Origin of the sequence: Pelagibius sp., assembly GCF_028281305.1 — a bacterium.
In the GTDB taxonomy this organism is placed as follows: Bacteria; Pseudomonadota; Alphaproteobacteria; order Kiloniellales; family Kiloniellaceae; genus Pelagibius.
On record NZ_JANQKD010000013.1, the window covers coordinates 67,577 to 81,940 of the forward strand.

The 14,364-nt window shown below is 65.5% G+C and carries 17 protein-coding genes; 14 read left to right on the plus strand and 3 right to left on the minus strand.

The window, feature by feature from the left end:
- Positions 1–434 precede the first annotated feature (434 nt).
- Positions 435–1,439, minus strand: coding sequence for a MurR/RpiR family transcriptional regulator (locus tag Q0982_RS03050; RefSeq protein ID WP_299391593.1), 1,005 nt, complete (start codon positions 1,437–1,439; stop codon positions 435–437).
- A 187-nt stretch (positions 1,440–1,626) separates the two neighbouring features.
- Between Q0982_RS03050 and Q0982_RS03055 the strand changes: the two genes are divergently transcribed.
- The 5 genes from Q0982_RS03055 to Q0982_RS03075 all read left to right on the plus strand — a co-directional run bounded on the left by Q0982_RS03055 (position 1,627) and on the right by Q0982_RS03075 (position 6,283).
- Complete coding sequence (locus Q0982_RS03055) at positions 1,627–2,448, plus strand: N-formylglutamate amidohydrolase (RefSeq protein WP_299391595.1); 822 nt, start codon at positions 1,627–1,629, stop codon at positions 2,446–2,448.
- Positions 2,449–2,496: 48 nt separating this feature from the next.
- On the plus strand, positions 2,497–3,057 hold the full coding sequence (locus Q0982_RS03060) for a TRAP transporter small permease subunit (protein WP_299391597.1): 561 nt from the start codon (positions 2,497–2,499) through the stop codon (positions 3,055–3,057).
- Entirely contained in the window at positions 3,054–4,379 is a 1,326-nt protein-coding gene (locus tag Q0982_RS03065) for a TRAP transporter large permease subunit (RefSeq protein ID WP_299391598.1), read from the plus strand. Before Q0982_RS03060 ends, Q0982_RS03065 begins: the two co-directional genes overlap by 4 nt.
- A 75-nt stretch (positions 4,380–4,454) precedes the next feature.
- Positions 4,455–5,510 (plus strand): TRAP transporter substrate-binding protein, encoded by a 1,056-nt coding sequence (locus Q0982_RS03070; RefSeq protein WP_299391600.1) that lies wholly within the window; start codon positions 4,455–4,457, stop codon positions 5,508–5,510.
- Positions 5,511–5,785: 275 nt separating this feature from the next.
- Complete coding sequence (locus tag Q0982_RS03075; RefSeq protein ID WP_299391601.1) at positions 5,786–6,283, plus strand: GFA family protein; 498 nt, start codon at positions 5,786–5,788, stop codon at positions 6,281–6,283.
- A gap of 21 nt (positions 6,284–6,304) precedes the next feature.
- On the opposite strand, the gene Q0982_RS03080 is transcribed toward Q0982_RS03075, so the two are convergent.
- Positions 6,305–6,868 (minus strand): hypothetical protein, encoded by a 564-nt coding sequence (locus Q0982_RS03080; protein ID WP_299391603.1) that lies wholly within the window; start codon positions 6,866–6,868, stop codon positions 6,305–6,307.
- Between the two features lie 726 nt (positions 6,869–7,594).
- On the opposite strand from Q0982_RS03080, the gene Q0982_RS03085 reads away from it, so the two are divergent.
- The 7 genes from Q0982_RS03085 to Q0982_RS03115 all read left to right on the plus strand — a co-directional run bounded on the left by Q0982_RS03085 (position 7,595) and on the right by Q0982_RS03115 (position 12,158).
- Positions 7,595–7,804: a hypothetical protein gene (locus tag Q0982_RS03085; protein WP_299391604.1), complete on the plus strand. Its 210-nt coding sequence runs from the start codon at positions 7,595–7,597 to the stop codon at positions 7,802–7,804.
- A gap of 56 nt (positions 7,805–7,860) precedes the next feature.
- Positions 7,861–8,049, plus strand: a complete 189-nt coding sequence (locus Q0982_RS03090) for a hypothetical protein (RefSeq protein ID WP_299391606.1) — start codon at positions 7,861–7,863, stop codon at positions 8,047–8,049.
- A gap of 155 nt (positions 8,050–8,204) precedes the next feature.
- Positions 8,205–8,939, plus strand: coding sequence for an ADYC domain-containing protein (locus Q0982_RS03095; RefSeq protein WP_299391607.1), 735 nt, complete (start codon positions 8,205–8,207; stop codon positions 8,937–8,939).
- A gap of 116 nt (positions 8,940–9,055) precedes the next feature.
- On the plus strand, positions 9,056–9,517 hold the full coding sequence (locus Q0982_RS03100; protein ID WP_299391609.1) for a carboxymuconolactone decarboxylase family protein: 462 nt from the start codon (positions 9,056–9,058) through the stop codon (positions 9,515–9,517).
- Between the two features lie 131 nt (positions 9,518–9,648).
- Positions 9,649–10,590, plus strand: a complete 942-nt coding sequence (sigJ, locus tag Q0982_RS03105; protein ID WP_299391610.1) for an RNA polymerase sigma factor SigJ — start codon at positions 9,649–9,651, stop codon at positions 10,588–10,590.
- Between the two features lie 255 nt (positions 10,591–10,845).
- Entirely contained in the window at positions 10,846–11,316 is a 471-nt protein-coding gene (locus Q0982_RS03110) for a RidA family protein (protein WP_299391612.1), read from the plus strand.
- A gap of 77 nt (positions 11,317–11,393) precedes the next feature.
- On the plus strand, positions 11,394–12,158 hold the full coding sequence (locus Q0982_RS03115) for a methyltransferase domain-containing protein (RefSeq protein WP_299391613.1): 765 nt from the start codon (positions 11,394–11,396) through the stop codon (positions 12,156–12,158).
- Positions 12,159–12,279: 121 nt separating this feature from the next.
- Here the strand turns inward: Q0982_RS03115 and Q0982_RS03120 are convergent, their stop codons facing one another.
- Positions 12,280–12,840 (minus strand): hypothetical protein, encoded by a 561-nt coding sequence (locus Q0982_RS03120; protein ID WP_299391615.1) that lies wholly within the window; start codon positions 12,838–12,840, stop codon positions 12,280–12,282.
- A 399-nt stretch (positions 12,841–13,239) separates the two neighbouring features.
- Here Q0982_RS03120 and Q0982_RS03125 point away from each other — a divergent pair, with 399 nt between their 5' ends.
- Both Q0982_RS03125 and Q0982_RS03130 read left to right on the plus strand, forming a co-directional pair.
- The gene (locus tag Q0982_RS03125) at positions 13,240–13,575 is read left to right on the plus strand and encodes a DUF1801 domain-containing protein (RefSeq protein WP_299391616.1); all 336 of its coding nucleotides are present in this window, start codon (positions 13,240–13,242) and stop codon (positions 13,573–13,575) included.
- A gap of 272 nt (positions 13,576–13,847) precedes the next feature.
- A complete protein-coding gene (locus tag Q0982_RS03130; RefSeq protein WP_299391618.1) occupies positions 13,848–14,291 on the plus strand; it encodes a bacteriohemerythrin in 444 nt (147 codons plus the stop codon).
- The last annotated feature ends 73 nt before the right edge of the window (positions 14,292–14,364 follow it).

Consider the following 14,364-nt stretch of genomic DNA (forward strand, 5'->3'; position numbering starts at 1 on the left):
CGGCTCCCACAAACCCCAGTCTGCAGGATTCCACAAACCCGAATGCAGGGATTCCGCAAAAGCGGCATTTCCCGCACCCGCCCAATGGTTTCCCAAATATGACCGTCCTGGCAAGTTACAACCGCGCGTCAGCTTCTTAGGCGGATCGACTAGGTCCCTGCGGAAAGCATCGGAACGCCTGGATCAGGGGCTCGAAGGCAAGGAGATTCAAGCCAAAGCCAGATGATCATTGAGCTTAGCAGTCCGACCGAGCCGTCCTGTGACCTTTTTCCGGGAGGCGGGCCGTTGGCCGCGGTCTGTTTCTGCATGGCGGCTTTGCGGAAACGGCAGTCCTCCGCCTTCCTGGGATGCGCTGCGTGGGGCGGCCGTAGCTCGTTTGCAGGCGAATGATATCGGGGCGGCGGCCCATTGTCCGAACGCTTCAAGAGCGCCGGTCAGACGAATTTCCGAAACAGTTTTGTCTGATCGAAGAGGTCTTCCAGCGCTTTCATGCGCCCCTTGGTTTCCGCCCAGGTCTCGTTCTGCACCGCCGCGATCAAGGCTTCCACGACAAACAGCGTGACCACGGAAGAGTCCCAGGCCGAAGGCGCCTCGATCCGCGAATGAAAGCTGTGACTGGCTTCCTTCGCCGCGGGCGAGCCCCATTGGTCTGTAAAGAGGATAACGATCACATCGCGCGCCCGGGCCATTTCCAACAGCCGCAGGATGTCGTGCTCGTAGCGGCGGATGTCGAAAGCGACCAGAACATCGCCCGCCTTCATGTTCAGGACGTAGTGAGGCCAGGCGTTTGCGTTCGAGGCGATCAGTGTGGTGCCCGCCCGGATCACCTGCATGTGGGTGAACAAGTAATCCGCGAGCGAACGGGTGAGGCGCCCGCCGACCACATGAACGGCGCGCTCGCGATCGGCCAGAAGGCTGGCCACATGGCTGAACTCCTCCAGGTTCAGTTGCTTCAAGGTCTGGCGCAGGTTCTCCAGCACCGCATCGGCGAAGCGATTGAGGATATGGGTGTCCGGGGCGCTTTCCGCCCAGCGGTCGTGCTTGGCGATCGGGTTCGAGATCGTGGCCTCGAGCTCCGCGCGCAAGGCGGACTGCAGTTCAGGAAAGCCCGCAAATCCGAGCTTCTTGGCCATCCTGGCCACGGTGGGCGTGGAAACGCCGGCCGACTCGGAGACGGCGGTGATGCTGCCGAGTCCGGAAACCGGGTAGTTCGCCAGCATGGTGTTTGCCAGCTGCCGTTCCGCACGCGTCAGAGAGTCGAAATGACCGCGGATGCGTTCTGCGACCGTCAGGTGCTGGCGTTGCCCTTCGCGCCGCTTGGCGTTGCGCCCGCGGGACGCCGCCGTCTTGCCGGTTCCTGGTTTGCCGGTCCCAGCCTTGCCGGTCCCAGCCTTGCCGTTCGCCGCTTTGCGGCCCCCGCCCTTTCCGGTTTTGGTCATCCGTCCCTGCAGATGCTTTTTGTTGAGGAACGCCTTGTGCGCGTCCATCAGCCTGATTGAAGAGGATACGCCAGAAAACTATCGGATGAAGAGATTTTTTCAGAATCGCGCTTGACAGGAAAAACCGGTCTGAAAGGATGGCGCCATAAGAAAGAAGTACCGCAAGCAAGAAACACAGGGGGCAATCTTGGCGGCGAAGCTTCAAGCGACGGACGGCGGTTCGCTTGGGCTCCTCGACGATCTCGAGGTCGCCGAGCAGGTCAATGCCGATGGCCAGGGAAACTTTCTGATCGTTTGCGAGCACGCGGCGAACCATGTGCCGTCGGCTCTCGACAATCTCGGCCTCAGCGCCTCTTTGCTGCAGACCCATATCGCCTGGGACCCCGGTGCGCGGGGCGTTGCCGAGGCCTTGGCCCTGGCACTGGACGCGCCGCTGATCGCACAGCGGGTCTCACGGCTGGTCTACGACTGCAACCGACCGCCGGAGTCCGCCTCGGCAATTCCCGAAGTGAGCGAGATCTATCCGATCCCCGGCAACAGCGAACTGACAGCGGCCCAGCGGCAGGACCGCGTCGACGGTGTATATCGGCCGTTTCACACCGCAATCGCCAGTCACCTTCGCAGCCGCTGCGCCGAGGGCAGGCCGCCGGTCCTGGTCACCGTACACTCTTTCACGCCGGTCTACCGCGGCGTCAAACGCAGTGTCGACATCGGGGTTGTCTGCGATACCGACTGCCGGCTGGCGGAGGCCCTGCTGCGCAGAGCCAGGGACAGCGGGCAGTTCGATGCCCGCCTGAACGAGCCCTATGGTCCTGCCGACGAGGTGACTCACACCCTTGTCGAGCACGGCCTTCCGCTGTCGTTGCTGAACGTGATGATAGAGGTCCGCAATGACCTGATCGCCGACAGCGACGCGCAGGCCGCAATGGCCGCATGGTTGGCTGAATGCCTTATGCAGGCCTTGTGCACGGTGGATCATGGCACCGGTCGCCGGAGCGTGGGCCGATGAGACTGCTTCCTGCGCCGCGGATCGGAGGCTTGGAGGGCGGAGCGGACCATGCCTAGAGCGCTGAAGACCTATGTCCGGGTGGTGGACGGCGTGAACCTCTGGATCGGCCGCTGCGTCATGCTGTTGGTCTTCGCCATGATGGGGGTTCTGCTCTGGTCCTCCATTTCCAAGACTTTCTTTCTGCCCTCGCTCTGGACCCTGGAGATGGCCCAGTTCCTGATGGTCGCGTACTTTCTTCTGGGTGGCGCCTACTCGATGCAGCTCGGCGCCCATGTCCGCATGGACCTGCTTTACGGCGCCTGGTCGGACCGTACAAAGACCTGGGTCGACGCCTTCACGGTCGTCTTCCTGATCTTCTATCTCGTTCTGCTTCTCTATGGGGCCTACTCGAGCACCAGCTATGCGCTTGAGTACGGCGAGCGCAGCTATTCGGCTTGGCGGCCTTACATGGCGCCGATAAAGCTGGTCATGAGCCTCGGCATTCTGCTGATGCTCCTTCAGGCCTTTTCGACATTGATCAAGGACATCGCAAAGCTGCGCGGCGAGGACCTGACGGCGCCTCCGGACGGCGGAGCTGCAGGTGAAAAGAGCGGGGAGGCGCGGGCATGAGCTACGAGGTCATCGCCGTCCTCATGTTCTCCTCGATGATGCTGATGCTGCTGACCGGTCAGCGCGTCTTTGCGGCCATCGGCTTTGTGGCGACCCTTGCGGCGCTGCTGCTCTGGGGCGACGGCGGATCGGAGATCGCCTTCTCCGCTGCCATGAAACTGATGAAATGGTATCCGCTGCTGACCTTGCCCCTGTTCATCTACATGGGCTACATGCTGTCGGAATCGGGCATCGCGAACGACCTCTACAAGATGTTCCATGTCTGGTTCGGGCCGCTGAACGGCGGCCTTGCCATCGGCACCATCGGCCTGATGGTGGCGATCTCGGCGATGAACGGGCTCAGCGTCGCCGGCATGGCCATCGGCGCCAGCATTGCCCTGCCGGAGCTGCTGCGCCGCGGCTACGACAAGATCATGGTGACCGGCGTCATTCAAGCCGGCTCCTCCCTTGGAATCCTGGTACCGCCCAGCGTGGTGCTGGTGCTTTACGGCATGATCGCGCGCCAGCCGGTGGGGCAGCTCTGGCTGGCCGGTGTCCTGCCGGGCCTGATGATGGCGGGGCTCTTCATTCTCTACATCGTCATTCGCTGCCGCCTGCAGCCGCACCTGGGACCGGCCCTGTCGGAAGACGAGCGCGCGGTGCCCCTGCGCGAGAAGCTCGCCCTGCTGCGGGCCGGTCTGCTGCCACTGTTCATCTTTTTCTCGATGACCGGTCTGTTCCTGATGGGTGTCACCAATCTGACGGAAAGCTCGGCCGTCGGCGCGCTGGCGGCAACCCTGGCCGCGCTTTTCAAGGGCCGCCTGAACCGCCGCGTCATGACCGAGACGCTGCGCAAGACCCTGGCCATCTCCTGCATGTTCATGTGGATCATCCTGGCCGCGCTCTGCTTCGGCGCCGTCTTCGACGGGCTTGGCGCGGTCAAGGCGATCGAGGGCTTCTTCCTCGACCGCCTGGGGCTCAGCCCCTGGGAGATCCTGATCATGATGCAGCTCTCCTACCTGATCATGGGAACCTTCCTCGACGACACGGCGATGCTGGTGATCGTCGCGCCGCTCTACGTGCCGCTGGTCGGGGCGCTGGGTTTCGATCTCATCTGGTACGGCGTGCTCTACACCATCACCTGTCAGATCGCCTATATGACGCCGCCCTTCGGCTACAACCTCTTCCTGATGCGCGCCATGGCGCCGCCGGAGGTGTCGCTGATGGACATCTACCGCTCCATCATCCCCTTCGTTGCCGTGATGATTCTCGGGCTGATTATCGTCATGGCCTTTCCGCAGATCGCGCTCTGGCTGCCGGAGCTTTACAGACTGAGGGGATAACCGAAGGCAGCGCGATCAACGAAGAGCAAACCCATAACAGCCAATCCGAACTGAAGAACAAGGGAGTGCGTTGCGATGAAAAAGAACAGACGTGAGTTCCTGAAAAATGCCGGCGTCGCCACCACGGCGGCAGTCGGCGCGGGCACCCTTGCCGCGCCTTACGTCAAAGCGCAGAGCAAGATCACCTGGCGCCTGCAGACCTATGCCGGCCCGGCTCTGGCCGAGCACGTGATCAAGCCCTCCATCGATGCCTTCAACAAGGTCGCCAACGGCGAGATGGAGATCGAGCTCTACTTCGCCGACCAGCTTGTGCCGACCGGCGAGCTGTTTCGTGCCATGCAGCGCGGCACCGTCGATGCCGTGCAGAGCGACGACGATTCCATTGCCGCGCCGGTCGACATTTCGGTCTTCGGCGGCTACTTCCCCTTCGCCACGCGCTACTCGCTGGACGTGCCGGTTCTGTTCAACGAGTGGGGCCTGCGGGAGATCTGGGAAGAGGCCTACGGCGAGGTGGAGAACGTTAAGTGGCTCTCGGCCGGCGCCTGGGACCCCTGCCACTTCGCCACTGTCGATCCGATCAGCAGCCTGGACGATCTGAGGGGCAAGCGGGTCTTCACCTTCCCCACGGCCGGGCGCTTCCTCGCGCGCTTCGGCGTCGTCCCGGTGACCCTGCCCTGGGAGGACATCGAGGTTGCCGTGCAGACCGGCGAACTGGACGGCATCGCCTGGTCGGGCATCACCGAGGACTACACCGTTGGCTGGGCCGATGTGACCAACTATTTCCTCACCAACAACATCTCCGGCGCCTGGTGTGGTTCCTACTTCGCCAACGAGGAACGCTGGAACGAGCTGCCCGCCCATCTGCAGGAACTCTTCCGTCTCTGCATGGACTCCTCGCACTACTACCGCCAGCACTGGTACTGGGGTGGCGAAGCGAAGCTGCGCGTGCAGGGTGACAAGATGAAGCTGACCTCCATCCCCGATGAGGAGTGGAAGACGGTGGAGGACGCAGCCGTCGAGTTCTGGGACGAGGTCGCCGCGGAGAGCGAGCGCAACGCCCGCGTCGTGCAGATCCTGCGCGACTACAACGCCCTGATGCGCAAGGCCGGACCGCCGTACCGCAGCGCCTGATCGGGTCGAGCGGAGAGGGGAGCGGCCTTTGCCGTTTCCCCCTCACCCAGCTTCGGCTAGGTTCGCTGCGCTCACCAAGCCTGCGCAACCCTCTCCCACCAGGGGAGAGGGTTTTTCAGGCGGCATGTGATTGCTTTCCCTCTCCCCTTTGTGGGAGAGGGAGGGGCCCGCGCAGCGGGAGGGTGAGGGGAAACCGCCGCCCCGCGCAGTGGGTGACGTCCGGGGTCATCGGTGGCATCCTTGCCGCGGTCGCGCCTTGGGGAGGGAAACCGGACATGGCCGCAGCGGATGATTTTGTGCTCGATGGCGGCTGCGTCTGCGGTGCTGTACGCTACCGCATGACCGCCAGACCTCTCTTCGTGCACTGCTGCCACTGTCGCTGGTGCCAGCGGGAGACCGGGTCCGCCTTTGTGCTGAATGCGCTCATAGAGTCCGAGCAGGTGGAGCTTCTGAAGGGCCGGGTGGAAGCCGTGTCCGTACCTTCGGAAAGCGGCCGCAGTCAGGAGATCTGCCGCTGTCCGACCTGTCAGGTCGCGCTTTGGAGCCATTACAGCGGCGCGGGCAAAGCCATCCGCTTCATCCGCGCCGGCACGCTGGACGATCCGAAGCAGGTTCCGCCGGACGTGCACATCTACACGGACTCCAAGCAGCCCTGGGTGATCTTGCCGGACGGCGTGCCGGCGTTCGCGGAGTACTACCGCGCGCGGGAGACCTGGCCGGCGGAGAGCCTTGCGCGCGCCAGAGCAGCGAAGGAACGGGCTCAATCCCTCTGAAGGGGAGCCCGCGTCCTGCCGCTACTTGAAGCCGCGCAGGCTGTCGACCTGGCGGCGCACCCAGTCGTCATTCTCTGTGGCGCTTTCCCGCAGAGCTTCCAACTCCGCGTCGCTCAACACGCGCGCTTCAAGGAACTGGATCTTCAGGACCATGGTTTCCATCAGCGCGCGGCGTTCGGCGCGGGTGACTTTCTGGTCGCGGACCTGCGCCGTCAGCTCCTTGTGGCGTGCGACGAGGTCGCGGTAGAGCTCCGGCGTGCGGCTTTCCGGAACCAGGATCTTGTCGACGCCCTCGTAGGCGCAGGTCGCCCAGGCAGCCTCCCCGGAGGCGAGCTGGTAGGTGCCCAGATCGGCGGCCTTGTCCGGATCGTAACCGGAGCTGGCGCTGCAGGCCGCCAAATGGGCGTCGAAGGCCTTGAAGGCCTTCTCCATGTAAATGGCGCTGCCGGTCTGCATGTGCGCCGGCGGACCGGTTTCTTCGGGCGGCTTTTGTGCCGCGGCTTGCGCAGGTCCGGTGAGCGCGAAGGCGCCAAGCGCGAGGTTGCCGGACAGGAGAAAGATGCAGAACGCTTTGTCAGGGATCATGGTCTTCCCTCCGGTTCCTGATCTTCTGAGAAAAGAATGCGGAGGATAGGCAGGAACGGCAAGGGTGATTCGGGCCTTTTCGGCGCTGTCTTCGAACCTTTATGTTTCAGTCGTTGATGAAGTGTGTTGAAGACTGCTATTGTAGTCACAGTTGTGGTCTGTAGCAGGGTCTTGTGTTGTTCGGTCCTTGCTTTGTGGGAGACAGACGGATCACCGCACAACTGAACAGGTGCAACTTCAGTTGGGAGCAACGTGATGACAGGTTGGATGTTTGCTGCGGTGGAAGCCGTGGCGCTGACCTCGGTGATCCCGCCCCAGACCAACAAAGCCGGCATCGCCCTTAGCGCCGGTGAAAGGTCCTCGGTCTCCAGCAGGATGGACCGGGCGGACTATATGCAGGCCGACGGTCGCAGATTTGCGCCCTCGGTTTGTCCAGCAATCAGAGGAATTCTCGTACTACCCGGCGTACTCTAGCTCTGCGCTGCCGGTAGACCGGACTCCGGGCGAGACCTCGCCCGGGGAAGTGGCCTTCTTGCCGTAGCACGTTGACGCTCGGACGGAAGGCCGCGGTCTCAGGCCGGCGGCGCGGTCCCGGTTTTACGAACAGACTCTGCGTTCTGCCCGACTGCATGAGCAGCCGGGAACAGGAGAGCTGTGTCTGGAGCCGGGGCAGGCGGCGCCGTTCCTGCGGCCGCGTTCACATCAACCCGAACTGGGAGACATAGGATGAAAGTATGGATGCTTGCCACGACGCTGGCCGCAACGCTCAGCCTTGTTGCTTTGCCGCAGAGCGGTCACGCCGACGGTGGCGACGGTAAAGGCGGCGGAGGCGGCTGGGTGGCCAATGGCACCGCTCTGACCGGCCTTGAGCGCACTGGCGATCCTGAAGCGGCCAATGGCCCTCTGCGCTCTGTGAAGCTGCCGGGCACGAAGTAGTCGGCCACCGGCTCTCCTTTAACCTCGTTGTATCGGTTCGAATTGGAAGACATGACATGAAACCATGGATGCTTGCCGCGGCGCTGGCCGTGACGTTCTCACTCTTTGTCCTGCCGCAGAGCGGCAAGGCCGATCCCGGTGGCGGTTGGATTTCCAACGGCACGACCCTAACCGGCCTGGAAGGGTCTCGTGGCGAGTCTGCTTCGCCAAGCGGTCCGACGACGGTGCGGACAGGCGCGCAGTAGCGTCTTGAAGCGCAGGTGTTCCCGCGGGCCACTGCGCCCGCGGGACCTTCGCGGGACTTCCCATGGGGACGAGGTTTTCCTCTGCGCTCGCCGCCGCGGTCGTCTGTTGCGGCCTGGGTTGCGAAGGCGGCTCCGCCGCCGCCGGGAGCCTACGCGTGTTCGGAACCGAACTGCGGCTGACCCAGGCGGATGGATCGGTCCTGGCCGGCGCGGAGCTTGCGGGCAGGACCCTGTCTTTCGATCTGCCCGGCGGGCAGGCCGTGAGGCTCCGCATCGATACCGTCATCCGCGATCCGCAGGACCCGAGGGGCGAGATCCTGCTCTACCGCTTCCTGCGCGAAGATCCGGCGGACGGTGTCTGGCGCCCGCTCTGTCCGCCGGCCCCGGACGGCCTGCCGGTGGGTTTTGCACTTCGGGGCGCCTGGGACGCGGGCGGGCGCTACCGGTCCGGGGCCGACGACATCACCCTGGTCTGCGCATCCGGCGCCATCGGCAAGTGCCTGCGCATGGGCTACCGGCTCTGGGGCGAGGCCGCCGACGGCACGCCGCTGCACCTGTTCCATCAGGCCTGCACACGGGCGATGCGGGCCGACTACTGCGGCGACGGCACAAGCCATACCCGCGACGGCACGCCCATCCGCATCGGCGACCGCCTCGGCCTTCTCGACGCCGCCGAAGCCCCCGATGCGGTCTTCGAAGGGCTCTGGGGTCCTGACGGCGCCCTCTGTCTCGCACGGCCGCGCCTAGCCGATGCTGAGAGCCTCGAAGACCTGGTGGCCGCCTGCCCGCGGCTCGAAGGCAGGATCGGGCAGGCCTGCCGCGCGGCGCAGTTTGCCGAGACGCCGGCGGCCCTGCTGCTCAGCTACGGCGCCGCCGATCCCATGCGCTGAATTCTTCGGCGCCGGGCAGAGTCTCCAAGTTTTTTTCGAGTCCCTGTCACAATCCGCCGGTGCCGTTCGTCTAGGAAGTGTCAGACCAACGCCCCCCGGAACGAAAGGACTCAGCAATGGACGGCGCCAGCCACCCGAAAGACGCAGCGCAGGGCGAGACCCTTCTCGACTACCAAAAGGACATCCCCGAAATCCTGAAGACCATGGTCGGCCTGAACACGGTCATCTCAGGGACCGGGCTGGAGCGCAGCCTGCACCACCTCGTGCAGCTCCGCGCCTCGCAGATCAACCGCTGCGGCTTCTGCGTAGAGATGCACACCCGCGAGGCCCGGCAGGACGGCGAGACCGGCGAACGGCTGGACCGGGTCGTGGTCTGGGATCAGGTGGACGACTTCAGCGAACGCGAGAAGGCGGCCTTCGCCTGGACCGAGGCGCTGACGGAGCTCGATCCCAAGGCCGACCTGGCCCCCTTGCGCGCGCGCCTGCGCAAGGTCTTCACCGATCCGGAGATCGGCGTGCTGACCGCCGCCGTTGCCATGATCAATCTCTGGAACCGCATCAACATTTCCCGACACTGATGTGTTCGACTTTCGTCGAGACGGTTCCGGCCCGCGCCCCCTCCCGGCCACCGACGAGGATAATGGAATTGGGTGGCCGGGAGGGGGAGCGGACCGGTGCCGAAAAACCAAGGTAACTCCAGGACCGATTCATGGTGCACAGTGACACGATGACGAAGGAACCCAGCATAGAGCCTGCGGCGGCGGCCGTCTTCGAGCAGGCGCGCCCGCGCCTGCTGGGCCTCGCCTACCGCATCCTGGGTTCGCTGGCCGATGCCGAGGACGCGGTGCAGGACACCTTTGTAAAGTGGGCTGACGCGGAGCGGGCGGACATCGACACCCCGGCCGCCTGGCTCACCACGGTCTGCACCCGGCGTTGCCTCGACCTGCTGCGCGCCGCCCAGAGGACCCGGGTCAGCTACGTCGGCGCCTGGCTGCCGGAGCCGGTGCAGACGGGGCTGCCGGCAGAAAGTGCAATCGGGGAGGGCGAGGTCGGGGAGGGGCCGGAGCTTGCTGTTTCCCTCACCACCGCCTTCCTGCTGATGCTGGAGCGCCTGACGCCGAAGGAGCGGGCGGCCTTCCTGCTGCGCGAGGTCTTCGACCGGCCCTACGGGGAGATCGCCGCAGCCCTGGACCTGAAGGAGGCCGCCTGCCGCAAGCTGGTGTCCCGCGCAAAAGACCACGTCGAGCGGGCGCAGGTGCGCCACCGCACCCCGGCCGAGCGGCAGGACCGCCTGCTCGCCGCCTTCCGTGCGGCGGTGGAGGAGGGGGCGACCGCCCCGCTCGCCGCCCTCTTGGCCGACGACATCCGCCTCTCCGCCGACGGCGGTGGCAAGGTCCCGACTCTGGGCCGGATTCTGCAGGGCAGGGAGGCGGTCATGCGGTTCGTCGGCAGGGCGCTGCCGCGCCTCTGGGCCGGCCAGCGCTGGCGCCCGGTGATCCTCAACGGCACCCGTGCCTTCCTGATGGAGCGGGACCACCGCACCGTCGCCGCCGTGACCTTCGCCTACGACCCCGAGGGCCGCGCGACCGGCGTCTTCATCCTGCGCAACCCGGACAAGCTCGCCGCCCTGCGCCCGGTGACGATCCAGTAGGGCCGTGACCATTCAGTTGGGGCCGGCCAGTAGGGCCGGTCACCTGAACGCATCCTTCGAGACGGCCCCAGATTCGATTGAAGGGGGCCTCCTCAGGATGAGGCCGAGCTTCCTTCCTCACCCTGAGGAGCTTGCGCAGCAAGCGTCTCGAAGGGTGATGACCCCGCACTCAGACAAGAAGGTTCACACCCGATGCCGCCGTCGCGCCCGCGTCTTCTTCTCACCCCCCATCTCCTTGCAGGAGTGTTCGCAGCCATGACCCTTCCCACGTCAAGTCCGGCCCTTGCCGACGCCGCGAAGCCCGCCAGCACAAATCCGACCGGAGGCGTTGCGCTGACGATCGTCAACCCCAAGGGCCTGTTCGACCCGGCGCCCAACGGGTTCAGTCATGCGGTGGTGGCCGCCGGCGGCTCACGCCTGGCCTTCATCGCCGGACAGGGCGGGGAGGACGCCGCCGGCGCGCTGGCGCCCGACTTCGCCGCCCAGGTCGCCCAGGCCTACGCCAACCTGCGCCGTGCGCTGGAGGCGGTCGGGGCGCAGCCGGACCGGGTCACCAAGATCACGACCTACGTCGTGGACTACGACCCCGCCATGCTCGCGGTGATGACCTATCACGTGAAGCAGACCTTCGGGCGGCAGCTTCCCGCCCAGACCCTGGTGCCGGTGCCGCGCCTCGCGCTCGACGGCATGCTCTTCGAGGTCGACGCAGTGGCAATGCTGGACTAGGGCGGTTCTCGGTTAGCGGGAGCTGGAGTAGGCTGACCCTTCCTTCGGCAAGCGACGTCGGCGGAAGAGAGGGCAGGATGCTGAACTGTGCGAACCAGCCTTACGATCAGGTCGAATTCCATAAGCTGTTGGTGCAGCTTGCCGGCGTGACGGCCACCTCGCAGGTGCTCGATGTGGGCTGCGGCGTCGGCAGGACACTGAACGAGGCCGTCCGGATCGCGCGGCGTACGGTCGGCATAGACAACAACGAGAGGTTTCTTGGACGGGCACGGCAGTCCCTGGCTGCGGCTCTTGACGACGGGCGTTTGGAACTCGCGACCGTCGACCTGAATCAGGGGCCGCTGCCCTTTGCCGAAGAGAGCTTCGATAGCATCATCTGCCAGAACGTGCTGGAGTGTATTCGGGACAAGCCGGCGCTGATCGCCGCATGCTGCCGGGCCCTGAAACCCGGTGGCGTGTTTCTGCTCTCACATCATGACTTCGGCGGTGTCATGCTGAACAGCGCCGACACAGCGCTTACGCGAGATATCGTCGTCCGCTACGCAGACAGCGCGCAAGACTGGATGGATGCCGCGGATGGGGAGGTCGGAAGGAAGCTGCCCGGTTTGATGGGTTCCGCGGACTTCGCAGAAATGACAACAGAAACCCGGCAGCTTGTCGGCCTGAGCTTCGCCGAGGGAACCTCGGCGCGTGCTTACTGCATCGATGCAGCGAAAACGGCGGTTCGATCGGGGCTTGCCGAAGCCGATGTTGATCGTTGGCTCGGGGACCTTGATGCCCTCGATCGCCGTGGGGCGTTCTACCTCGCGATACCCTGGGTTTATGTGCGGGCTCGCAAGTGATGCCTACTGCAGCCCCAGCCCCAGCCCCGTTACCCGGTCCCACTATCCAGTCCCTTTGCTCGATGCCGCTACCCAGTGGCGGCTCTGGACCAGCGGTGCGGGACCGGCCCGCCGCCCCCTGTCACCCGCTTCCGTCTGCGTCGTCGGTGGATCTCGCGGTTATCGTCCCGTCGATCCGGTAGCGGTCGAGGAGGGCGATGACGCGGCCGCTGCCCAGCAGGCAGAGCGTGCCGATGCCCAGGCTGGCGGCCAACCCGAGGAACCCGCGGACATCGGTGAAGCCCTGGAAGAGGGCGGCATAGACCAGCATCACGGCGTCTGGCAGCGCGAGCGCCAGCAGCACCAGGCCAAGCAGCGTGACCGCCAGCGCCAGCAGGCCGTCGCGGGACCAGACCGGATGTTTGTTTTCGCCCGAGGGCGTGCCGGTCAGGCGCCCGCCCACCATGCGGCCCGAGAGGGACGCCGCCCCAAACCAGAGGAACAGGAAGACGGCGATGTTGGCCAAGGCGACTGCGATCGGCCAGAGCAGGTAGCCGGGCCCCAGGTACTGGCCGGCCAGCGGGTCGGCGCGCACGCGCAGAACCTCGGAGATCGAGACGTCGAAGGTGTCGAGAATGCGAAACAGGGCGAGGAGCGCCAGCAGGCGGCACCCCAGGAAGGCAAGGTCTCTCAGGCTGGGCATGGGGAGGGAACTCCTGACAAGATCCGGGGCACCGCTGCCGGTCCCCCGTCATCCGGCCCCCGTCATCGCTGGTCCCACCCCTGGGCCAAGACGTAGAATGGGTTTACACCATCGCGCGCCGCCGGGCGAGGGGCCCCGTGAGTCCCTACCCTCAATGAGCCTCTACCCCCAAGCGGCCCTGCCAGGGGGCGGGACTTGGGCGCCGTGGCAAAGGCGGCATGGCCTTTGCGGTCGCCGCGGCGGTGCCGCTGGAGTAGAAAGGGGCCTGGAGCCAGCGAAGAGCCGAGCCGCAACACCGCCATGCCCGTCCCCCCTAAGACTGCAGCCAAACCGCCCTTTAAGGATCGTGCTGTAGAGGCTGCCTTCGCGGCCTTCCCGCAGCCTGCGCGCCGGGGCCTGATGACGCTGCGCGCGCTGATCTTCGAGACTGCGGCGGCGACCCCCGGCGTCGGCACGTTGGAAGAAACCCTGAAGTGGGGTCAGCCCGCCTACCTGACGCCGGAGACCAGGTCCGGCTCGACGCTCCGCCTGGGACTGCCGAAGAACGGCGGCTTCGCCCTCTACGTCCACTGCCAGACCACGATCATCTCCGACTTCCGCAGCTTCTTTCCCGACGCCTTCGCCTATGACGGCAACCGCGCTGTCCGCTTCGACGCCGGTGCCGCCCTGCCGCGGGAGGAACTGACTCTGCTGATCCGCAGCGCGCTCACCTATCACCTGAAGAAGCGGGGCTGAATCGTTCCGGGCGTGCGGGGGCCCCTCACCCTCCCCCTTCTTGAGTTCCCTCTCCCCTGGGGGGAGAGGGAACTCAAGAAGGGGGAGGGGGAACAACAGATGCCTCGTCCCTGCTTCTTCACCCTCTCCCCTGGTGGGAGCGGGAGGGTGAGGGGAGAGCACCGCCGCCTGCCACCGCGCGTCCTCTTGACCCGGATCAAATCCCCCGGCCGCGGCCCGCGCTAGGCTGGTCTCTTCCGACCTGTCCGTATCGCGCAAGGGAGGGCTGCCTTATGCCCGCGACCGAGAAATCAGCCACCGACTCCTCCGACTCCGTCACCATCCACTGGAGCCCGAATCTCAGCGTCGGGGTGGCGGCGATCGACGGCGACCACCGCGCGCTCATCGACCTCCTGAACGCGCTCGCTGCCGCGGTGGCCGGGGCCGGCGGCCATGGTGATATCACCCTGAAGCTGGACGAGCTGATCGCGCGCACCGAGGCCCACTTCCGCAGCGAGGAGGAGATCATGGCGCGCGAGCACTACCCGGAGGCCGGCCACCACGCCCGCGTCCACGAAGCTCTGCTGGACGAGATCCGCCAGTTCCGCAGCGACCACCTGGCCGGCACCGACATCGGCCCGGAAATCACCGAGTTCCTGAAGCGCTGGCTCATCAGCCACATCATCGAAAGCGACAAGCACCTGGGCGGCTATCTGGAGGGACGCGGGGTCGGGTGAGTCTGGGCGCCGGGTAATCCGGGGCGTGGGATAATCCTGGGTGTGGAGCAATCCTGGGCGCCGGGTGAGCCCC